Raw genomic sequence first — 20,915 nt, 5'->3', positions numbered from 1 at the left:
TCCTAGAAAATCCCCTGTTGGAACCACACCCATGCGGCCCCCATCACCGCAGCCACAGCCATCACGCGAGCATTCGTAGCCCCGGCTTCCGTCATGCCCGACAAGAGCGATTGGAGCACAAATGCCGGCAACAAGAATTCCTTGAACGAGGTGTCCATGTCCACCATATGACGCACGCAAGGCAACCAGATCGCCACCGCCGTCAAAGCCGGACCAAACACCCGAATATACCGATGCTTCTCGCCCAAGATCGTCTGCTGCAAAAAGCCCTGGTAGAAGAGGGATTGAATCGCAAAAAGCCCCGCGTAGAGCGGCATCACCTTGATCAGTTCGTCCCAAGGCGGGGCCGAAATATTCGTCCAATAGCCAGGGAACCACTGCGACACAAAGACCACCCACATCAGGGTGCCGATGACCGTGATCGCATTCAGAGATGGCTTGGCAGGCACCAACCGATCAAAATAATCGGTGCCGGCAAAGAAGGCTGCGGCCGCGAGGATCGTGGGTGCCCAGATCGAAAGCCCGTAAAAGCCTTTCATGGTGCCGTCTATGTAGAGGCGGAAGGGCGTGGTGAAAAAGTAGTTCGGTGCCGCCGCGGCGACGATCGCAACCACGGCAAGGGGCACGAGCCATGCGGGTCTTTCACTCTTTTCTTGTTCACTCATGTCGCGAGCCTCATCCTAAAATTTCCACGAGGATGATTGGCACGAATCGAAATTCAGTGCAATTCTCCTGCAACACACGCCTAGATGGTGTACCCTGCTGGCTCAAGTTTTTTCGAGGGAAGTATGGCCATCGACATGCCCGAAACCATGGAACATCAGGAGAAGGAAGAGCTCGACTTGCGCGAACCCGAGAACTTCATCAACCGCGAGCTGAGCTGGTTGCAGTTCAATTTGCGGGTGCTCGAGCTCGCGCTCGACCCGTCGCTGCCACTCATGGAGCGCCTGAAATTCCTGTGTATCTCGAGCACAAACCTCGATGAGTTCTTTGAGGTTCGCGTCGCGCGTCTAAAACACCAGATCCTCGGCGGCTCGATTCAGACTGGGCCCGATGGACTTACCCCCAAAGAACAGGTTCATAAGATTGCGTTGTTCACACACGATCTGGTCAAGAAGCAGTACGAGACCCTGAACCAGGTCCTGATCCCGGAGCTCGAGAACGCGGGCATCCGATTCGCGCGCCGCACGCGTTGGACGGATAAACAGCGGCGGTGGGTCAAACGATACTTTAATCAGCAACTGCTCCCGGTTTTGAGCCCGCTCGGCTTGGACCCGAGCCATCCGTTCCCGCGCGTGCTCAACAAGAGCTTGAATTTCATCGTCTCGCTCGAGGGTGAAGACGCGTTTGGCCGCGACAGCGGCGTGGCTGTGGTTCAGGCTCCGCGCTCGCTTCCGCGGATCATCCGCATGCCGAATAGCGTGACCCGAGACAAATACGAGTTCGTCTTTTTGTCCTCGATCATCCACGCCCATGTGGAGGACCTTTTCCCTGGCATGCGCGTCACGGGCTGCTACCAGTTCAGGGTCACCAGAAACTCGGATCTCTTCGTAGACGAGGAGGAGATCGACGACTTGAGGCGCGCGCTTGAGGACGAGCTCTTCTCCAGACATTATGGGGATGCGGTGCGGCTTGAGGTTGCCGACAATTGCCCAGAGAACATGATCGCGTTTCTGCGCGACCAGTTCAACCTGCACTCCGAGGACTGCTATCAGGTCAACGGACCGGTGAACTTGAATCGTCTTATGGCCCTGACAGACGAGGTTCAGGAGCCGCAGCTATCGTTTAAATCCTTCATTGGCTCTGTGCCTACGATCCTTGAGCGACGCGATATCTTCGAGGCCATCCGAACCCGCGATATCATGCTCCACCATCCCTTCGAGTCCTTTCAGCCGGTGGTGGATTTTATCAAGCAGGCATCTACGGATAAGGACGTGCTGGCGATCAAGATGACGCTCTACCGAACCGATGTGGATTCGGGGCTGCCGGCCGCTCTCATCGATGCCGCCCGAAACGGAAAAGAAGTCACGGTGATCATCGAGCTGCGCGCGCGATTCGACGAGGAGCGCAATATCCAGCTCGCCCACCGGCTCGAGGAAGCTGGGGCACACGTGGTGTACGGCGTGGTGGGCTACAAGACGCACTCCAAAATGGCGCTCGTGGTGCGCCGAGAAGGCACGCGGCTCCGGCGATACGCACACCTTGGGACCGGCAACTACCACCCAAGGACGGCCCGTCAGTACACGGATATCGGCATCTTTACGGCCGATCCTGATTATTGCGCCGATGTACACAAGATGTTCATCCAGCTCACAGGGTTTGGGCGTGCGCTCAGACTAAAGAAGCTCGAGCAGTCGCCGTTTACGCTGCACGACTGGTTGGTGGAGCGCATTCAGGCCGAGGCCAAGGCTGCGTCTGAGGGAAGGCCCGCCAGGATCATCGCGAAGATGAACTCATTGACCGAACCTCAGGTGATACGAGAGCTCTACAAGGCATCGCGCGCCGGGGTCAAAATCGACCTCATCATCCGCGGGATTTGTTGTCTGAGGCCCGGTGTGCCCGATCTTTCAGAAAATATCCAGGTCCGCAGTATTGTTGGGCGTTTCCTTGAACATTCGCGCGTCTTCTATTTCTTAAACGACGAATTCCAGTGTTATTTCGCGAGCGCCGACTGGATGAGCCGAAATCTCTTCAGGCGCGTGGAACAATGCGTGCCGGTCGAGGATCCCGAGTTGGCGCAGCGCCTTTATCACGAGTGCTTCCAGCTCTACCTGGACGATACCGTGCAGACCTGGGTGCTGAATTCCGACGGATCTTATGAGCGCCTCGAGCCCGATAGAGATGCGCTCAACGCCCAGCGCACACTGCTTGAAATGTATGCATTAAAGGAGCTCCCACCCGCATGAGTGCTCTACATACCGATTCTGTCCTCCAAGAGCTCATCAATCAGTTTTCTGATCCGATGGCCTTTTTGCGCGAACTCATTCAGAACGCCATCGATGCCGGCTCACAAGAGGTCTTTGTGCGCACCGAGTATTTGGATGGCGTGTTCAAGATCTTCGTCGAGGATTTCGGCGAGGGCATGACGCGCGACATTATTGAGAACAAACTGACGAGGCTCTTCAGCTCAACCAAAGAGGACGACCTCACGCAGATCGGCCGCTTTGGGATCGGCTTTGTGTCCGTGTTTGCGATCGAACCTGACCTGGTCGTCCTGGACACCGGCCGTGGCGGCGAATACTGGCGAGTGCTCTTCCATCCGAACCGTAGCTATGAGCTGATTCGCCTCCAACATCCGGTGGAAGGTACTCAGATTCAGCTGCTCAAACGTGTGGATGCCAAGGCTGCCAAAGAGATGGAGGCGCGCGTTCGGGAGGTCACCAAAGCGTGGTGCCGACACGTGGCCGTTCCGATCTACTTTGACTCCGAAGATATCCGCGACCCGTTTGACGTCCCGAGCCTCGTAAAAGTGACTTACGAGGAGGAAGGCACGCGCCTTGTGGCAGGCTACGACGACGATGAATACTCACCCGCTGCAGGCTTTTATAACCGGGGACTCACACTCTCCGAGGCGGCCTCTAAGATTCCATTTGTCACGTTCAAGATCGACTCGCGATATCTCGAGCACACGTTGACCCGCGACCAGATCCTAGAGGATAAGCACTTCCACAAGGTCCAGGCACTCTTGCGGGACGTGGAGAAGAAGCAGCTTCCGGCTCAACTTTTTGCGCGCCTCGAGGCCTTCGCACGTGCTCCGGACAGCTCGCCACAAGGGATAAAGGACTATCAATCCTTGGCCAAGATCCTCACGAACCTTTCGCGTACCTTTCGGGACTTCTGGGACAAGTGGGATGACCGAGAGATCTTCCCGACCCGCGGTGGCCAGCCCTTGAGCTTTAGTCAGGTTCAAAAGCTCTGGCGCCGCGGACGTGTGTACTTTACTCACGGGTCGGGACACATCAGTGAATACGTGGATAAGGCCGAACTCCTACTCCACCCAAATCTCTTCAACTCTCTTTTTGAGTTTCGAAAGATCCAGATTCCTTCTCTGGAAGCGTCCTTCGTTTTTCCACGCGCGCTCGCTCAGATCCCGGCGCCTTTCTCGTCGCTTAACACTGTGCTCACCCAACTTTATCCGAAGACAGACTTCAGGCTCGCGACCTTTGACTATCCAGGGTCGGCTGTGGTTTCCGAGGTGGCGGTCGGGTTTAAGAAGCTTGAGCCTTTGGAGTACACCGAGTTTAAGAAGAACCAGGCGCAGATGCCCATGGAATCCAAGATTTGCGTACTAAACCTTGCGCACAAGGTTGTTCAAGACACGCTCGCAAGGGCGGAGACCGCCCCGGAATGGGCCGCCTACCTCTTGGTTAAGTATATTGGTGTACCGCGCGGTTGGAGCATCAAGGCGGACAACGAGTTGTTATTGACGTGTACGCTTAAGAAAACGGGTGGTTGAGGCGTAGGGCCTCGATGCCTGGCAGAGTGCCGTTCTCGATGAGCTCAAGGCTTGCGCCGCCGCCCGTCGAGATGTGGTCGACCTTCTTCTCCACACCGGCGACTTTCGCCGCAGACGCAGAGTCGCCACCACCGATGACCGTAAAGCCCTTGGCGTCCGCAATGGCATGCGCCACCGCCATGGTTCCCTTGCTGAACAACTCCGACTCAAAGACGCCCATCGGACCATTCCAAAAGATCGTCTTCGCCTCAGCGATTTCGCTCACAAAGAGCTCCACGGATTTCGGGCCGATATCGAGGCCCATCCAGCCTTCTGAGATCGCGATATCTGAGGTGACCTGAACGTCCTCCTCCCTCTTGGCGTCAAAGCTTCGCGCGATTCGGTGGTCCACAGGCAGAACGATCTCTTTGCCGAGCTTTGCAGCTCGCTGCAAGATCTTGAGGGCCGTATCGATCTGGTCCTCTTCAACCCGCGACGCGCCCATATTGTGGCCCTGCGCGGCGAGGAAGGTATAGGCCATCGCACCGCCAATCACGACCTTGTCGACCTTCTCGATGAGCGATGTCAACACGCCGATCTTGTCCGAAACTTTGGCCCCACCCATCACAGCCACGAACGGCTTCGCGGGCTGCCCCAAAAGGCCGCCCAACGCGCGGATTTCGTCGCGAACCAGAAGGCCAGCAGCCTTCGTTCCACGTCCAAAATGCTGCACCATCTGATAGACCGACGCGTGCTTTCGGTGCATCGCGCCAAACGCATCACTGATGTAGATATCCGCGAGGTCAGCCAAGGACTTAGCAAACTCCGGGTCACCCTTTTCCTCGCCGGGATGGAACCTCAGATTCTCGAGGAGCACCACCTGGTCTGGCTTAATATCAGCGATGAGCGTCGGTATCACAGGGTCGTGCAACGACTCCGGCAAGATGACCTCATATCCCGTGAGTTTGGCCAATCTGAGCGCCACCGGTTCCATGGAATACTTAGGATTCGGCGTGCCCTTTGGCCGGCCGAGGTGGCTTGCGATAATCGGGATGCCGCCTTGTTCGACCACGTACTCGATGGTGGGAATCGCCGCCCGAATTCGCGCGTCATCCGTAATCTCCGAGCCGTTCAACGGCACGTTGAAATCCACGCGAATAAAGACCTTCTTACCCTTGAGTTTGAGGTCGTCTACAAAGCTGATGCCGGTGATATCCATGATTAGTTCCGCTTTCCATCGACGTAGAGAAGAGCATCGATCATACGTGCGGAGTAGCCCCACTCGTTGTCGTACCACGAGATGATTTTGGCCATCTTGTCGCCAATCGTCATGGTGGCGAGTGAGTCGAAGATGGATGAATGCGGGTCGTTCATCATATCGGTGGAGACCACGGGCTCGTCGGTGTAGCCAAGGATTCCCTTAAGCTCGCCTTCAGCTGCCTCTTTCATGGCGGCGTTGATGGCTTCCACGGTCACGGGCTTCTCGAAGGTCGCCACGAGGTCTACGCAGCTCACGTTCGGAGTTGGGACGCGGATCGAGGTTCCGTCGAGCTTGCCTTTAAGCTCAGGAAGCGCCTTGGTCACAGCGATCGCCGCACCGGTGGTGGTGATCACCATATTGATGGCGGCGGCGCGAGCACGGCGGAAATCCGATGGGTGCGGCGCGTCGAGCAGGCCCTGGTCGTTGGTGTACGAGTGAATCGTGGTCATCAAACCATGCTCAATTCCAAACTTTTCGTGAAGGACTTTCGCGACCGGCGCGAGGCAGTTGGTGGTGCAGCTCGCCACGTCAATCACGGTCATATCAGGAGTGAACTTGTCGTGGTTGACGCCCTTGACAAAGGTCATGTCGAGGCCCTTACCGGGCGCCGACACCAGCACGAACTTCGCGCCAGCTTCGATATGCTTGCTCGCCTTTTCCTTGGAGCGGAAGATGCCCGTGCACTCGAGCACGTAATCTACTCCGAGGTCGCCCCACGGAATGTTAGCCGGGTCGCGCTCCGAGAACACTTTCATGGTGTCGCCATCGATGGTGATGGAGTTTTCGGTGCTTGAGACCTCTCCGTCCCATTTGCCGTGCGTGGAGTCGTACTTAAAGAGGTAGGCCAACTGCTCAGCGCTTGTGAGGTCATTGATTGCCACCAAATCGACGTTTGGATTCTTGGCAGCGATGCGTGCAACACAACGGCCGATGCGGCCAAAACCATTGATACCGATACGAATACTCATATGCTTACCCTCATGTAAAAGGAGTCAAAATCGAACACGTGTTCTCATACCCACCGAGGGTCAGAACTGTCAACGAGTAGAGTCGGACTGCGGACTAGTCCCAGGGGTCGGGCTCACTCAACTTGAGTCCATCGGGGACTCTCGGAGTAGCCAACTCAGCCATCTGCAGCACCGGAATGATGCGGCGCAAATCCATCACGGTGCCCAGAGTTAGGAGCTCTTTGGGTGAGACCCAGCGCGAGTCGATGCACTCACGCGGCCGAAGGGTGACCTCGGCATTCTCGTTGTTGAGCTTGCACAAAATATAGTGCGCGGAGTCGAATTTCGCGATGGGTCGCTGGATGGAAACACGCAGGCCAGTCTCTTCGTAGACCTCGCGCACGCAGGCGACTTCCGGGGTTTCGTTACGCCACATCGTGCCGCCAGGCGGGCACCACTGTCCCCCACGACCCACCTCAAAAGAGCGTCGGATAAAGAGCACATGCGAATTGTGGTGAATAATTCCCCACGCTGAACTCATTGTTTACCTCGAACGCTCATACCGATTCCAATAACTCTAGGACGCCTAAGACGGTAGCGCAAAAAGTGCGGGTTTCCTACCTGCCAATAGATGAAATCTTTGCCGCAGAGTTACATCATGCGCCCAAACGGTCTAGCAAAAGCTTAGGCGCTACGGCAGATTCACCGAACTCAAAAGCACCCTCAAGCCTCGCCGTGCACGCGTCCACTTTCGAAGACGGATTGACGTAGAGTGTGACAAGAGGCTCGCCTTTTTCCACCCGATCCCCGAGCTTCTTGTGGAGCTTCAGGCCCACCGCAGGGTCGATCGTGTCCTCTTTGGTATTTCTTCCCGCACCGAGCTCGGTGGCCGCGAGCCCGATTTCCTGCGCGTTGGTGCCGGTCAAGAAGCCGGTTGCAGGCGCTTCGAACACCATGGTTTTTGCGGCTTGCGGAAGCAGACTAAGGTCGTCACACACACGCCTGTCGCCGCCCTGCCACTCGATGGTTTTGGCAAAATGCTCCAGCGCCGCTCCACTCTGCAGAGTGTCGTGAATGGACTCGCGCGATGGCGCGTCGGCTCCGTGCGCGAGCTTCGCCATCTCCCAGACGAGCTCCACGCTCAGATCCACGATATCTTTTGGGCCCTCACCGCGCAGCGTCTCGATGCTCTCATGCACCTCGAGCGCGTTCCCGATCATGTGACCGAGCGGCTGGTTCATATCCGTAATCAGCGCCGTTACATCGCAGTTCATTCGCGTACCGATATCGATCATGGTCTGCGCGAGAAGGCGCGCGTTCTCCAAATTCTTCATGAACGCGCCGGTGCCAACTTTGACGTCCAGCACGAGGCCATTGATGCCTTCGGCGAGCTTCTTACTCATGATGGAGCTCGCGATGAGCGGAATGCACTCCACAGTGGCCGTCACGTCGCGTAGCGCGTAGAGCCGCTTATCCGCAGGCGCAACCTCGGCCGTCTGCCCAATCAGGGACATTCCGACTTCGTCTACCATGCGCTTAAAGTCCTCCACGCTCAGGTTCACATTGAACCCGGGGATGCTCTCCAACTTGTCCAGGGTGCCGCCCGTGTGACCAAGTCCGCGGCCCGAAATCATGGGGACTTTGAGGCCAATGGCCACCGCAAGAGGGGCGAGTATGAGGGAGATCTTGTCGCCGACGCCGCCAGTTGAATGCTTATCTACTTTGTAGCCCGAAATCTGGCTCAAATCGATGATTTCGCCCGAGTTCAGCATCGCGTCGGCCCACGGCGCAAGCTCGGCGGCACTCATCGACTGGAAGAAGACAGCCATCAGGAACGCCGCCATCTGATAATCCGGAAGCTCGTCCTTCGAGAACGATTCCACCATGAACTTGAGCTCCGAAGGGCTTAGTTCGTGTCCATCTCTCTTCTTTGCAATGATATCTACAGCGCGCATCAACTACTCCTTATCCCAAAACACAAAGTGGGATAATGGACGCGCTTAGGAGTGAATGAAAGTCAAAAGTTGGTCGTGCTACCCTTTAGGACCTATTGTCCGAAGGTCTGAAGACTTTGATCGGCATGTTTTCGCGGGTGTAGGTAGGCAGTGGTTTTCCAGACATCGCCCACGCCTGAAGACTAAGTTGGGTACAGAGAGCTATGAGCACATTCGGCGGCGCGTCGATGACCTCAATTTCCGGTAGATCCTTCACAGCCTTCTTTTCAATTGTCCAATTTGCGCGGGCTTTCGCCCTTATTTTGCGACCATCATCGCTCATTTCAAGTCTCCCTACACAGCACGAATATGGTAACACATTCGCATGTATACTCGAATCCTAATTGCCCTCTCGTGCTTTCTAGCGCCGGCCAGTGCTCTGGCGATTGACCATCCAATAGCTTACGTTCGGTGTGAACGAACGACCGCAGAATTTGACGTGACCATGGACGTGGTTCTCAGCGGCGTAGCTCAATCCGTGACCCGAACGATGCGAGGTCTGGACGTCTACGATATCATGCCCGACGTCACCCATTTCTTCTCGGGGTTTTCGGCACCCTGTGACCTGGTGCTCCGCGAGCCCGACGGTCAAGAACGTGTGCTTTACAGCTGCTCGGACACGTCCACCGAGGAGAACGCCTGCGCCGCGATGGACCCCGCGGTTTCGTTTGACGGCAAGACGATCGCGTTCTCGGTGTTCCGAGGAAGCCTCACCAATCAGTCCGAGCCCATCCATCCGCGCGTGGTACACCCGGATGCCGAAAACGCTCAGACTCAGCGTATGACGCTGCCAAACCGCGTGCTCTCAGCCACTGAGGCACAGCTCCACCTGGTTGATGTGGAAACCGGCGAGGTCCGCGAGCTGCCTCATGAAGAGGGGGCTTTTGATGCCGGCCCTACATTTCTGGCGAACGGCAGAATTGCGTTCACCTCGTCGCGTGAGGGACATACGGCGACCATGGTCTTCGGCACCAATTCGTCGGGGCGAGGCTCCAGGATTTACACCGTGGATCCGGACGGCAGAAACCTCGATATCGCGAGTCACCATTCGCTCGCGCAGGAACAACACCCGTTCGCTCTCAAAGACGGCCGCGTCGCCTACACGAGCTGGCAAATCTTCGGCGGGCTCGCCTTTCGACACACCAACGGCTCGCCCGGCGGTTTTACAACCATCGGAAACCTCTTTCATATTTACACACAGTACCCGGATGGGGCTGAGCAGTTCGCCTTCTACGGCCAGCATGCGGGCGACCACACCCCTGTGAGCGCCACGAACGTGGACCATAAGGCGGCCCACTTTTTGACCCAAACCAGTGATGAGCGCGTGTGGTTTGCAGATTACTATCGCGGCAACAACTCGGGTCTGGGCGTGGTGGTTGGCGTGATGCCCGAGCCAGAAGGGCAAGAAGGCATCGGGCCACATGAGGCCGAGGTGGCGGGCGATATCTTCGCGCCTCGGGACATCGTCCGCCTGACGCAATGGTCCACGTCCGGCGATAATATGGCACGCCCCATGCCGGAGCCTGCGTACAATCATCCCGAGTATTCCGATCCGTTGCCCTTTGCCGGTAAGGTTGGTCATCCAAGTGCGCTGCCGCGGAACGACCTCATGGTGGCCTGGGGTAAAGGCGCCTGTAGTACGGTCTCCGGGAATGGGATATTTGGTGCGCTTGGTATGGAAGCTCCACCACTAACGAGTGGGTCCGGCGCTGGTACCGCCATGAACGTCATCACCTCGCTTGGACTTGATACCCCAGGGTGTGACGTTGGCATCTATCGTGCCACGGCGGTTCCATCCACACACCCATCCGACCTTGAACTGATTGTGGATTCGAGGGATTGGCACGAGATACAGGCGCGTGTGGTGGTGCCGTACTCGGCCATTCACGGCATTGAAAAACCGGTGCTCATCGAACCCGCCGATCTAAGGGCAAGTCACCCAGATTTGGAGGTTGGAACGCCTTTCGGACTCCTCGGCGCCGCCTCGATTGTGGACCGCGAAACCCATCCGTGGGGTGGCCTGCGTTTCCAGGGTGAAGGGCAGTTTCACCGACAGGGTACGGACACCATCGAGTATCAGGACGACGATCTCTGCGGCGTTCGCATCCTTGCGTTGCTCCCAAATCGTGGGCGTGACACGTGGAAGGAAATCTCGAATACGGCCGGCGAACGCGTGCGAATTCTGGGAGAGTTTCCGGTGCGAAAGACCCAAGACCCTTACGACACGAGCTTTTTGGTCCGGTTTCCTGCGAATATCCCGTACATGATGCAGGGGATCGACTGTGATGGCCGCACCCTAAACACCGACCAAACCTGGCAGAGTCTGCGCCCGGGCGAAGTCAAGACCTGCGGTGGATGCCACGTACATTCTCGCCCTTCCAACGAGGATTTTGAGGACACGCTCGCGGCGCGCCCCGACTACATCACTCATAGACTCGGCGAGGGTGTGGTCCCGATTCTGGCTGGCGGCTCGCTCAGCGAGGTTTCATTGCTGGAATACAGGGCGCCTGGCCTTTCGGTGACCTTTGAGGAGGATATCCTGCCGATCTTCGAGCAACGTTGCGCCTCGTGCCATAGCTCGGACTCTCCGGCAGCAGGACTCGTGCTTGACCGGCCAGGTACCGAGGGTGGTGATACGCCTTCGACATGGTTCTGTTTGGTACGCGACAAGGCCCAGAGCTGTGTGCCCGAAGAGCTGAAACATACCACCGGTGCGGGCGGAAGTGGCCACACGTTCAGGCGACCGCAGCTTACACGGTACGTCCGAGCCTTCAATTCGCGCGCGAGTCTGCTCTACTGGAAGGCCGCCAACCAACGCACCGACCTTCGAACCGATGAGACGTTCTCCGACCCGTCGGATGTGGTCTATCACGACATCGACTTTGGAGCGGACCACCCCACGGATATGACTGCCGAGGAGCTCGGTTTACTCTCGCGGTGGATCGATATCGGCGCGGCTGGTGGCCCCGATGAGAGACGCGATACTTTGCGGCCTACGCTGAATCTAGCTGCGACGATTGACGGCGCGAGCTTGACTCGGCTTCATGTAGGGACGGCTGATATCGGCTCGGGGGTTGATGGCGAGTCGCTTGAAGTCTGCATTGTGGATGGCGATGCCTGTGGTCCAAATCTGGCTTCGGGAGCCCATAGTGCGGGAGTTGTTAGCTTAGATCTCGCGAGCCCGTTGAGTGATCCCGAGCTCGAGGTGCGTGCCAGCGTTTCGGACCTCGCTGGAAATCAAACCGTCGTGCAGCGCACGGTTTCCTGGCTCCTGCGTTCGCCACCAGAGCCACCCGTACGCCCCGAAACTCCGGTGGATCCCGAAAACCCTGAGAATCCGGACCCAGATAACCCGTCGAACCCCGAGGCGCCCGTTACGGCCGCGGGCGACAAAGGCTGCGGGTGTGGAGCAGCACAGGGCGCACCGAACGCGTTGATTCTTCTACTCTTAGTCTGTGTCAGGCTCAGGACTCGACGCACACGCAGGCAGACGTACTGAACTTGCCACCAGAGCCGGCGTGAGGCATCCTCAGGAACTAGACTAATCATTAGGAGTTTCGATGACTCAAGCGGTGCCCTATCCGAATGGCGTGACCACCTTCGGTTCTTGCGTGGTCCATATCGAACCCGATTTCGCCACCATCAACGTGGGGGTGAGTCGGAGATCTGCCAAACTCGAGGAGGCGAGCGCGCAGGTAAAGGGTGTTGCGGCGACGCTCAAAGGGTATTTCCCGAGAGCGGGTGTCGAGAGCACACGCGCCTCCAGGCTTCATATAGAGACCGTGAGCGCGCCCGATGGCACAGTTAAGGAGTTTGTGGCGTCCACACACTTCAACTTGACTGTACGCGACGTTGAGCGCCTTGAGTCGATCATCAGCGGGGCCATGAGCGCCGGCGCGAACGTGTTTAACGGCATCACCATGCGCTCAAGCCGGCTGCGAGAAGCCCGCGCCGAGGCGCGCCAGGGCGCGTTTTTGGCGTCGCTCAAACGTGCCGAACAATACGCCGAAGCCGCGGGAATCAAGCTAGGGCGCGTGATCCACGTGGAAGAAGTGCCCGACGAAGAGTTGGACGCAAAGCTCGATGAACTCGATGAATTCGACACTTCGGGCGCCTATTCACAGACGTCCATAGCCGTGAGAGCCGCCGTGCGCGTTGCGTTCTCCATCAAGGCCGGCAAGATGGTTGCGGCAACAGGCACCTTCCCTACCTTTGATCCTTGAGCGCGTGAGTACTAGAGGCTGTTCGCGGTAATACTCACCGTGTAGCGGCCATCTGGAGTCTCAAACTTTGTGGCCTCACCGAGCGCGAATCTCAACTCTTGAAAGCTCTCTTCGCCTTGAGGTCCCTTGATTGCGACCCCGAGCTTGACCAGGTTTTCTTCAAGACTCCAAGTATAATCAAAGTTCGTGTTTTCGGTCCCATTGTAGTTTACGGACATACTCATCGGGTGGCCCTCGACCGTCTTGATCTTGGGGTTCGACACAACCTTATCTCCGTCATGAACTTGCATCTCAAAGAGGACCTGAGCCGCGGCCGGTTGCTGAACCGGGGCCTGCTGAGTTGCCTCTGGAGTCACATCCTCGGTGGTTGTATCTTCGGTGGTGGCGCAACTAAGTCCCAAAGTCGCGATAAGGATCAACACATACTTTTTCATTTTTCCTCCTGTCGACGCGGGTTCCGTCCGCGTCAGTTGGGTCACCTTAATCTCTAAGTCCTAAAAAAAAAGCCAGAAATTCGAGCGGCGGACATCAATCTGGTTTGGACATAAGTTTGGTACCTGCAAAATGCACCGCGCCCGCAACACCAAAGCCCACGAACCACGCGTAGGTGTAGAGCGTCTGGAAGAACAAGGGGACCGTGTCCGCCCCAAGAAACCCTGCCTGTACCAAAAAGCCCGGAACGTTAGGAATGATGCCGGCAAAGAGAGCTACCATGGCCACCGGGTTATACCCCGATTTGTACCAATATTCGCCGCTACGATGGTAAAGAGCGTCTAAGTTCAGCTCAGTCTTCCGAATCAAGAAGTAGTCGATGATGAGGATTCCACCAATCGCCCCGAGTAGCGCTGAATAACCCACCAACCAGGTGAAGATATAGCTTCCGGCGGACTCCAGAATCTTCCAAGGGAACATCGCGATACCAAGCCCCGCCGTGATCATTCCGCCCACGCGGAAATCGAATTTCTGCGGGGCGAGGTTGATGATGGCGTTTGCTGGAGAGACGACGTTCGCCGCAATATTGGTGGACAAGGTCGCTACCGTGAGGGCGATGAGCGCCAGGATAATGCTGATGCCGCCACCCATGCGCCCGAGCAGCGCCACAGGGTCCGAAATAGGCTCTCCGTAAATCACGATGGTCGCCGACGTCACGGCCACGCTGATGAACGCAAAGAGCGTCATGAACGTAGGAAGCCCAATCGCCTGACCCAAAATCTGGTCGCGCTGTGATTTCGCATAGCGCGTGAAGTCGGGAATGTTGAGCGAGAGGGTCGCCCAGAAACCCACCATCGCCGTCAGAGATGGAAAGAATACCGACCAGAACTGGCCTTCTTTCGGACCTCCCTCAATGAATTGCGAAGGCGCAGAGAACATGGGCCCAAAGCCGTCGGCCTTATTCCACGCCCAACCCATGAGCAGAAGACCCATGATCACGAGGAAGGGCGCCGCGATAGTCTCGAGCACTTTGATGGACTCGATGCCTCTCCAGATAATCACCGCCTGTACCGTCCAGAAGACGAGGAAGCAGATGAGTTCGAGCGCGTTGATCCCGAGCAGCGGCAATGCCTCGCCGCCTGTTTCGGGCCCCATGAGCGCGAGCAGGAGCTGGTAGATAGCCGCGCCACCAATCCAGGTGTTGATGCCGAACCAACCGCACGCCACAAGCCCGCGCATCACCGACGCCACGTTTGCCCCAAGAATTCCAAAACTAGCCCTCGCGAGCACCGGAAATGGGATGCCGTACTTGGTGCCGGGATGGCCGTTTAGAATCATCGGAATCAGCACGATGGCATTCCCGAGGCACACCGTGAGCACGGCTTGCCACCAGTTCATGCCGGCCTCCACGAGGCCTCCGGCCAAGAGGTAGGTGGGCACACAAACCACCATACCAATCCACAACGATGCCATATGATGAACAGACCATACGCGCCCGCCTTCCGGCGTGGGCGCAATATCGTCATTCAGAAGCGACGGATCGGGGTTCTGAAGCACAATAATCTCCTTTAAAGACGACACCCTACACCTAGGAGCTACCCCTTGTCGACCGCTTAGGTATTGGCAAGTATGCGCTCTAGCTCCAGCCAAAATGGGCCGGGCGAGGCGTCGGCCAAGAGGAAGCCGAAGGACACCAATTGGGAGGGATCCGGGCGCTCGACTTCGGAGACCAGTTGGCCACGACGAAAGAGCCGAAAGTCGTCGAACTTGAAGTCAAAGTCTTGCCAGTCGGCCTCTGGCCTAAACGCACACCGAAAGCTCGTGCTCTCGGGAATCTCCGCCGTTCGTAAGGTAGCTTCAAAATCTCTTGATGACCCGCGCATGGTCCACACCAGCCCGGTCGCGCCCCCAAGGTCCCAGAGCCCTGCATTTCGAGCGGAGCAGAACCCACCGTTATTCTCCAGCGAGACTTCACCTTCAAAACGAAGTACACCGTCCGCTTCAACGATATTGCTACGCGATCTCCCGCCCATGACCACATCGTCAACCGTCTGCCAGTTGGAGATATCTATGTTGACACGCAATTGATCCACGTGGTTGTCCGTTTCGGTTCCGAACTCAAGATACATCAGAAAACTGATTGAGAACCATCAGAATTTCGACAGTCGGGCTGGTAAAGAGTTCACTTTCCCCGCATAAAACCTTGATGTGAGGGGATGGCATGGATGATGCTGTATATTGGCTCCAATGATGGTTTACTCATTTTTAACGGAGCTCCAATGAAACCCTACCTTCCTCTACTACTCGCCCTAAGCCTTGCTGCATGCGGTGATTCGGACAGTCAGACGCCAGACACCCCGAATAATACCAACGGCACGAACAACCAGACGATTCAGACTAATAATCAAACGACGACCAATAATGGGTCGAATAACGGTTCGAACAACACCGTAGCCCCCGAGTTTGAGACGGCGCGCTCGGAGCTTTCACGCGTCACCAGTCCGAACCTACCCGCAGGGCATCTCGAGCAGCTGGTGGACGGAAACACCGAGTTTGCTCTCGACCTCTTGAAGGAAGTTGGCCCAGCAGAGGCCGGAAACCTCGTCTTCTCCCCGCATAGTATTTCGACGGCTCTTGGCATGACACATGCCGGAGCTCGAAACGCCACCGAGACGGCAATTGCATCAACCATGCATTACACCTTGCCGCAGACAGACCTGCATCCCGCGTTCAACGCACTTGCGCTTGAACTTGAATCGCGTGGACAGGGGGCGAGTGCCTCGGACGGCACGCCCTTTAAACTCAACATCAATAACGCGCTCTGGTTGCGAACCGGCACCACGTTTGAGCCGGCCTTCCTCGATGTGCTCGGCCAATACTACGGGGCCGGCGTGAACCTTCTGAACTTCCCGGCCGATGCCGACGGCTCGCGCATCATCATCAACGAGTGGGTGGCGGACCAAACCGAAGATATGATCCAAGACTTGCTCGCCCCGAACTCCATCACGCCGGATACTGTGGCGGTTCTGACGAACGCAATCTACTTCAACGCCTCGTGGAGAGTCGTGTTCCCGGAAGATTCGCCGGACGCCACATTCACGCTCGGTGACGGCACTGAGGTCAGCGTTCCAACCATGAGCCAGATGGAGTCCTTCGGACATGTGGAGCGCGCAGACTACCATATGGTGGAGCTTCCCTACGATGGCCAGGAAGTGAGCTTTGTGGCGCTTCTACCTAAGAATATGAGCGTGCAGGACCTCGAGTCGGGTTTGACGGCCACCGAGCTTTCAGATGCCTTCGGTGCGTTGCAGACCAAGACCGTTGACCTCTCGATGCCGAAGTTCAAGTTCGAGACTCCGCTTGGGCTGGCCGAAACCCTTCAAACCCTAGGAATGACCGAGGCCTTCTCGGCAAACGCCGATTTCTCGGGCATGACGCCTGACCTGAACCTGGCCATCGGGGACGTCATCCATAAGGCGATTATCGATGTGAACGAGAAGGGCACCGAAGCCGCGGCCGCAACCGCCGTGGTCATTGTGGACACGAGCGTGCCGGTCGCCGATGTTGAGTTGGACTTGAATCGTCCGTTCCTCTTCCTGATTCGTGATGTCGAAACGAACGCAATTCTCTTCCTCGGCCGTCTGGCTGATCCCCGCTAAGCACTTGTCCTTGGGCGCAGGAGCTCGCGAGCTTCATCCGGGCTTGCGACCTTGCGGCCAGCGTCTTCCGCGACTTTTGCGAGAGCCGCGATCAGCGGCCCGTTGCCGTCTACTTTGGAGCCATCTTCCAGATAGAAGGTATCTTCCACGCCGCATCGCAAATGGCCGCCGAGCTCAGCTGTCTTTCGGTGAATTTCCCAGACCTCGTCGCGCCCAATCACGATTGACTGCCAGTGCTTTCCAGGCCCGAGTTCATCCACCAAAATGGGCAAAAGGTCTGTACGTGCCGGCATGCCACTAGAAACGCCCTGAACTAGCGAAACCGTGTAAGGGCCTTTCAAAAGGCTGTTCGCCTCAAACATCGCGATCGAGCGCAGAATCCCGGTATCGAAGCACTCACATTCGGGAATGATGTTGTGGGCGTGCATGACGTCGAGGTACTTCGAAACCTTCTCCACCGGATTATCAAAAAGCATAGGTGGCCATGCCCAAGAGCCGTCTCGCCGAATCTTCAGGTAGTTCAAGGAACCCGAATTCATCGCCGCTATCTCGGGTTTGACGCGTTCCAAACACCCGACCGGACCACTGATATCGGGGCCAACCACGCCTGTGGTGAGGTTGATCAGAATGCCCGGACAAGCCTCTCGAATCGCGTCCACACATAGGGCGGCGAGGTCCGGATCCCATGACGGGAAGCGGCCCATCTCCTGTTCTCGGATGTGTAAGTGAATCACGGATGCGCCGGCGTTGTAGGCATCGCGCGCCGAGGACGCCATATCTTCCGGTGTATAAGGAACCGGGTGTTGTGCAGGGTCGGTCAGCACGCCATTCAGCGCACAGGTCAAAATCGCCAAATCACTCATAGAAACTCCAAGCTCTATACTCAAAAGAACACTCGTTGAATCAACCAGAATACGGCGAGCACCAGCGAAAGGCCAGCGACTACGCGGACCGCCTTGGTCTCCCAGGGCTTCCCGGCCGCCCACTTTCGCAGAGGGTAAAGACACAGGATGATGGCAACTTGGCCGAGCTCAACGCCTATGTTGAACGAGGCCAGCGCCGGCACCAGTGCATCCGTCGGAAGACCGACGTTATCTCGAAGCACGTAAGAGAACCCGAAGCCGTGAATCAGCCCAAACGCAAAGGTATAGGCCGCCAGATACTTCGGCGGCTCTTTTCTGAAGATGGCTTCCAGCGCCATATAGCCGATAGAAATCGCGATCAGGGGCTCAACAATAGACGCCGAGATATCCACGATCTCAAGCGCCGCAAGGATGAGCGTCACGCTATGGGCAAGGGTAAACGAAGTCACCACGACCAAAAGCCTTCTTACGCCCAGTACAAGGAGCACCAGCAACACCACAAAGAGCACGTGGTCCGGTCCAAGAACGATGTGCACAACGCCTTCCCAGAGGTAACGAGGGATCAGTTCGGTGAGGGTTGGCGGGGCTCCAAGACTGAAGCTGTAGGTTGGAAACTGGGTGTTGAAGACCGTCGCGTCGATCCTCTCGCCGATCTGTACTCGCCCCATATGGGTGTAGGAGCCGCGGGATTCGAGGAGCACCGAGTTCTTGAGTTCGATCTCGTTGAGCGCGGCCTCGCAAGTGTAGCTTTGCATCAACCAATAGGCGTCCGGGCTTTCCGCCACGGGGCTCTGCCGCGTCTCAACAACCTGACAAGGCTGGCCGTCATTGGAGACCATCAGATGACTCGCCACGTATCGGTTGAGTCGATCGAAGCCGACGAGCATTTCTTGTGGTGAAATGACCTCGTCTTGGTTCTCGTCAAGCTCTAGGTGGTGCGCGGCATCCCGGCCAGGAAAGGAGACCAGAACGTCCACCACCTGCTGGTCCGGTTTGACGTGCGCGAGATAGGTACTCTCGCCGGTCTGATGTCCAAACACTCCAAAAGACCAGAAGAATAGGGTGAGAAATATGGTGATGGCGCGCATTTGGATCTCCGCATGAGATGCATGAAGGTTTAGCAGGCTCCTTTACACTTGACCAACGTCGAGACAAGGAGGAGAGAGCAGGGACTTCCAAAGAGGAAACATGAACATCCTGAGCGTTGAAAATCTGCAAAAGACCTACGGACCGACCACCATCTTCAAGTCGATCACCTTCGGCATCGAAGATACCGACCGAATCGGCATCATCGGCCGCAACGGCGCCGGAAAAAGCACGCTCGTCAAGATGTTGATGGGTGTGGAGCCGCCCGACGACGGTCGGATCGTGCGATCCAACAACTCGCAGATCGTGATGCTTTCGCAAGACCCGAAACTCAACGGCGAGAACTCCGCAATCGAAGAGGTCCTTGCGCACGGTGATGAGGTCTTCGAGGTGGTGCGCGCCTACGAGAAGGCCTGTCATGACCTTGAGACTAATCCCTACGACGAGGCGCTCACGGACGTCATGGCGGAGCTCGGCTCTCGGATGGATGCGCTCGACGGCTGGACACTCGAAAATGACGCCCGAAACATGCTCAATCGCCTTGGGATTGAAGACCCACACCAGAAGGTGGGGACGATGTCCGGCGGGCAGCTCAAGCGTGTGGCGCTTGCTCAAGCATTGCTTCGCCCTTCGGACCTTTTGATTTTGGACGAGCCCACCAACCACCTCGATATCGACACCGTGCAATGGCTCGAGGGCTACCTCGCCACGCGCAGCCGCGCACTCCTGCTCATCACGCACGACCGCTATTTCCTCGACCGCGTCGTGAATGTGGTGCTCGAAATCGAAGGCGGCGACGTCTTTCGACACACCGGCAATTATTCGCAATTCCTGGAAAAACGCGCCCATCGTGAGGAGTTAGCCGAGATCGCCGAACAGAAGCGTAAACAGCTCGCAAAGAAGGAGCTCGAATGGCTCCGCCGCGGCCCTAAAGCTCGTACAACCAAAGCTCGAGCACGCATTGACCGTGCCGAAGCCCTTCAGATCAAGCCACAGCGCGCTCAGAAACCTAATGTGGAGGAGATCGCACTCGTCGGCTCAAGGCTTGGCAATAAGATCATCGAGGCGGACCACGTTACGAAGAGCTTCGATGGCCGTACGATCGTCGACGACTTCTCGTACGCCTTTATAAAAGGTGAGCGCGTTGGCCTGGTGGGCCCAAACGGCGCCGGAAAGTCTACGCTTCTCAATCTCCTTGCTGGCCGTCTAACTCCAGACAGCGGAGAGGTTGATGTCGGGCTAACAGTCAACCTCGGCTACTATGACCAAAACGCGAACGACCTCGATGAAACCAAGAGAGTTCACGAATACATCGTCGATCTCTCGAACCGTATTGAGACCTCAGAGGGTGTGCTTACAGCCACTCAAATGTTGGAGAAATTCGGGTTCGACCGCGGCCGGCAACACGTCTACATCAAGACTCTCTCCGGTGGCGAGAAGCGCCGACTTTATCTGCTCCGCACACTCATCAGAAATCCAAACGTGATCTTCCTCGATGAGCCGACAAACGACCTCGATATTGATACCCTGACCGTACTCGAAGACTTCCTCGACGGGTTTAAGGGCGTGCTCGTCGTAGTCAGCCACGACCGCTATTTCCTCGACCGTACATGCGAACACTTGCTCCTGGTTGAGACGAGCGGTGAGATCAACGAATTCCCAGGTAACTACTCGGCGTACGCGGAGTGGAAGACGGAACAGGAAAAGCTCGAAAAAGCCGAACGAGCCGAGAAGAACGCTCCTGCTAAGCCTGCCCCGGTTGCCGAGAAGCCCGCCCCTAAGCCAGAGCCCAAGCCGCAACGGAAACTCTCGTTTAAGGAGCAGCGCGAGTACGAAACCCTCGAGGCACGGATGGCCGAGATCGAAGGGTTGCTCCCAAAAATTGACCAGGCTCTGGTTGAACATTCGGCCGATTTTGAGAAGTTGCAGGAGCTTACGGCCGAGCGTGCTGCGCTCGTCAACGAGCTCGAAAACGCTGAATTGCGCTGGCTGGAACTCGGCGAGTTCGTTTGAGG

Annotated in this window: 17 protein-coding genes; 6 read left to right on the top strand and 11 right to left on the bottom strand. The window is 57.0% G+C overall.

Features of this window, described 5'->3' with window-relative positions; translation table 11 throughout:
- Positions 1 to 2 precede the first annotated feature (2 nt).
- A complete protein-coding gene (locus FRD01_RS13590; protein WP_146960503.1) occupies positions 3 to 665 on the bottom strand; it encodes a hypothetical protein in 663 nt (220 codons plus the stop codon).
- A gap of 123 nt (positions 666 to 788) precedes the next feature.
- Here FRD01_RS13590 and ppk1 point away from each other — a divergent pair, with 123 nt between their 5' ends.
- Together ppk1 and FRD01_RS13580 are read left to right on the top strand one after the other, a co-directional pair.
- Entirely contained in the window at positions 789 to 2,906 is a 2,118-nt protein-coding gene (gene ppk1, locus FRD01_RS13585; protein ID WP_249755616.1) for a polyphosphate kinase 1, read from the top strand.
- Positions 2,903 to 4,456, top strand: a complete 1,554-nt coding sequence (locus tag FRD01_RS13580; protein ID WP_146960502.1) for a sacsin N-terminal ATP-binding-like domain-containing protein — start codon at positions 2,903 to 2,905, stop codon at positions 4,454 to 4,456. The genes ppk1 and FRD01_RS13580 overlap by 4 nt, the downstream gene beginning before the upstream one ends.
- On the opposite strand, the gene FRD01_RS13575 is transcribed toward FRD01_RS13580, so the two are convergent.
- The 5 genes from FRD01_RS13575 to FRD01_RS13555 all read right to left on the bottom strand — a co-directional run bounded on the left by FRD01_RS13575 (position 4,437) and on the right by FRD01_RS13555 (position 8,920).
- Positions 4,437 to 5,654, bottom strand: coding sequence for a phosphoglycerate kinase (locus tag FRD01_RS13575; protein ID WP_146960500.1), 1,218 nt, complete (start codon positions 5,652 to 5,654; stop codon positions 4,437 to 4,439). The two genes, FRD01_RS13580 and FRD01_RS13575, sit on opposite strands and share 20 nt — an antisense overlap.
- A gap of 2 nt (positions 5,655 to 5,656) precedes the next feature.
- Positions 5,657 to 6,664 (bottom strand): type I glyceraldehyde-3-phosphate dehydrogenase, encoded by a 1,008-nt coding sequence (gap, locus tag FRD01_RS13570; protein WP_146960498.1) that lies wholly within the window; start codon positions 6,662 to 6,664, stop codon positions 5,657 to 5,659.
- A gap of 94 nt (positions 6,665 to 6,758) precedes the next feature.
- A complete protein-coding gene (locus FRD01_RS13565; RefSeq protein ID WP_146960496.1) occupies positions 6,759 to 7,184 on the bottom strand; it encodes an NUDIX hydrolase in 426 nt (141 codons plus the stop codon).
- Positions 7,185 to 7,299: 115 nt separating this feature from the next.
- Complete coding sequence (locus FRD01_RS13560) at positions 7,300 to 8,598, bottom strand: thymidine phosphorylase (protein WP_146960494.1); 1,299 nt, start codon at positions 8,596 to 8,598, stop codon at positions 7,300 to 7,302.
- Positions 8,599 to 8,683: 85 nt separating this feature from the next.
- Positions 8,684 to 8,920 (bottom strand): hypothetical protein, encoded by a 237-nt coding sequence (locus FRD01_RS13555; RefSeq protein ID WP_146960492.1) that lies wholly within the window; start codon positions 8,918 to 8,920, stop codon positions 8,684 to 8,686.
- 42 nt (positions 8,921 to 8,962) lie between these two features.
- Between FRD01_RS13555 and FRD01_RS13550 the strand changes: the two genes are divergently transcribed.
- Both FRD01_RS13550 and FRD01_RS13545 read left to right on the top strand, forming a co-directional pair.
- Entirely contained in the window at positions 8,963 to 12,136 is a 3,174-nt protein-coding gene (locus tag FRD01_RS13550) for an HzsA-related protein (RefSeq protein WP_146960490.1), read from the top strand.
- Positions 12,137 to 12,197: 61 nt separating this feature from the next.
- Positions 12,198 to 12,860 carry an SIMPL domain-containing protein gene (locus tag FRD01_RS13545; protein ID WP_146960488.1) on the top strand — a complete coding sequence of 221 codons (663 nt, stop codon included), beginning with the start codon at positions 12,198 to 12,200 and terminating at the stop codon, positions 12,858 to 12,860.
- Positions 12,861 to 12,871: 11 nt separating this feature from the next.
- Here FRD01_RS13545 and FRD01_RS13540 read toward each other — a convergent pair whose 3' ends face one another.
- The 3 genes from FRD01_RS13540 to FRD01_RS13530 form a co-directional block, all read right to left on the bottom strand.
- Positions 12,872 to 13,294 carry a hypothetical protein gene (locus tag FRD01_RS13540; protein WP_146960486.1) on the bottom strand — a complete coding sequence of 141 codons (423 nt, stop codon included), beginning with the start codon at positions 13,292 to 13,294 and terminating at the stop codon, positions 12,872 to 12,874.
- Positions 13,295 to 13,388: 94 nt separating this feature from the next.
- Positions 13,389 to 14,849, bottom strand: a complete 1,461-nt coding sequence (locus tag FRD01_RS13535) for an NCS1 family nucleobase:cation symporter-1 (protein WP_249755615.1) — start codon at positions 14,847 to 14,849, stop codon at positions 13,389 to 13,391.
- Positions 14,850 to 14,905: 56 nt separating this feature from the next.
- A complete protein-coding gene (locus FRD01_RS13530; protein ID WP_249755614.1) occupies positions 14,906 to 15,385 on the bottom strand; it encodes a CIA30 family protein in 480 nt (159 codons plus the stop codon).
- A 186-nt stretch (positions 15,386 to 15,571) separates the two neighbouring features.
- Here FRD01_RS13530 and FRD01_RS13525 point away from each other — a divergent pair, with 186 nt between their 5' ends.
- Positions 15,572 to 16,951 (top strand): serpin family protein, encoded by a 1,380-nt coding sequence (locus tag FRD01_RS13525; protein WP_249755613.1) that lies wholly within the window; start codon positions 15,572 to 15,574, stop codon positions 16,949 to 16,951.
- Here FRD01_RS13525 and FRD01_RS13520 read toward each other — a convergent pair.
- Together FRD01_RS13520 and FRD01_RS13515 are read right to left on the bottom strand one after the other, a co-directional pair.
- Positions 16,948 to 17,814 carry a beta-keto acid cleavage family enzyme gene (locus FRD01_RS13520; RefSeq protein WP_146960479.1) on the bottom strand — a complete coding sequence of 289 codons (867 nt, stop codon included), beginning with the start codon at positions 17,812 to 17,814 and terminating at the stop codon, positions 16,948 to 16,950. The genes FRD01_RS13525 and FRD01_RS13520 overlap by 4 nt on opposite strands.
- Before the next feature lie 20 nt (positions 17,815 to 17,834).
- Positions 17,835 to 18,902 carry a HupE/UreJ family protein gene (locus FRD01_RS13515; protein WP_146960477.1) on the bottom strand — a complete coding sequence of 356 codons (1,068 nt, stop codon included), beginning with the start codon at positions 18,900 to 18,902 and terminating at the stop codon, positions 17,835 to 17,837.
- Between the two features lie 100 nt (positions 18,903 to 19,002).
- On the opposite strand from FRD01_RS13515, the gene FRD01_RS13510 reads away from it, so the two are divergent.
- Positions 19,003 to 20,913 (top strand): ABC-F family ATP-binding cassette domain-containing protein, encoded by a 1,911-nt coding sequence (locus tag FRD01_RS13510; protein WP_146960475.1) that lies wholly within the window; start codon positions 19,003 to 19,005, stop codon positions 20,911 to 20,913.
- Positions 20,914 to 20,915: the final 2 nt, after the last annotated feature.

The organism is Microvenator marinus, assembly GCF_007993755.1.
In the GTDB taxonomy this organism is placed as follows: domain Bacteria; phylum Myxococcota_A; class Bradymonadia; order Bradymonadales; family Bradymonadaceae; genus Allomicrovenator; species Allomicrovenator marinus.
Note: the sequence above shows the minus strand (reverse complement) of the source record. Positions and strands in the feature narration are given on the sequence as shown.

What these genes read in the sequence shown, in the direction of transcription:
- FRD01_RS13555 (WP_146960492.1), bottom strand. Translation starts at nt 8,920, where the DNA reads ATGAGCGATGATGGTCGCAAAATAAGGGCGAAAGCCCGCGCAAATTGG.
- FRD01_RS13525 (WP_249755613.1), top strand. Translation starts at nt 15,572, where the DNA reads ATGAAACCCTACCTTCCTCTACTACTCGCCCTAAGCCTTGCTGCATGC.
- FRD01_RS13575 (WP_146960500.1), bottom strand. Translation starts at nt 5,654, where the DNA reads ATGGATATCACCGGCATCAGCTTTGTAGACGACCTCAAACTCAAGGGT.
- FRD01_RS13515 (WP_146960477.1), bottom strand. Translation starts at nt 18,902, where the DNA reads ATGCGCGCCATCACCATATTTCTCACCCTATTCTTCTGGTCTTTTGGA.
- FRD01_RS13580 (WP_146960502.1), top strand. Translation starts at nt 2,903, where the DNA reads ATGAGTGCTCTACATACCGATTCTGTCCTCCAAGAGCTCATCAATCAG.
- ppk1 (WP_249755616.1), top strand. Translation starts at nt 789, where the DNA reads ATGGCCATCGACATGCCCGAAACCATGGAACATCAGGAGAAGGAAGAG.
- FRD01_RS13540 (WP_146960486.1), bottom strand. Translation starts at nt 13,294, where the DNA reads ATGAAAAAGTATGTGTTGATCCTTATCGCGACTTTGGGACTTAGTTGC.
- FRD01_RS13545 (WP_146960488.1), top strand. Translation starts at nt 12,198, where the DNA reads ATGACTCAAGCGGTGCCCTATCCGAATGGCGTGACCACCTTCGGTTCT.
- FRD01_RS13520 (WP_146960479.1), bottom strand. Translation starts at nt 17,814, where the DNA reads ATGAGTGATTTGGCGATTTTGACCTGTGCGCTGAATGGCGTGCTGACC.
- gap (WP_146960498.1), bottom strand. Translation starts at nt 6,664, where the DNA reads ATGAGTATTCGTATCGGTATCAATGGTTTTGGCCGCATCGGCCGTTGT.
- FRD01_RS13565 (WP_146960496.1), bottom strand. Translation starts at nt 7,184, where the DNA reads ATGAGTTCAGCGTGGGGAATTATTCACCACAATTCGCATGTGCTCTTT.
- FRD01_RS13590 (WP_146960503.1), bottom strand. Translation starts at nt 665, where the DNA reads ATGAGTGAACAAGAAAAGAGTGAAAGACCCGCATGGCTCGTGCCCCTT.
- FRD01_RS13550 (WP_146960490.1), top strand. Translation starts at nt 8,963, where the DNA reads ATGTATACTCGAATCCTAATTGCCCTCTCGTGCTTTCTAGCGCCGGCC.
- FRD01_RS13560 (WP_146960494.1), bottom strand. Translation starts at nt 8,598, where the DNA reads ATGCGCGCTGTAGATATCATTGCAAAGAAGAGAGATGGACACGAACTA.
- FRD01_RS13510 (WP_146960475.1), top strand. Translation starts at nt 19,003, where the DNA reads ATGAACATCCTGAGCGTTGAAAATCTGCAAAAGACCTACGGACCGACC.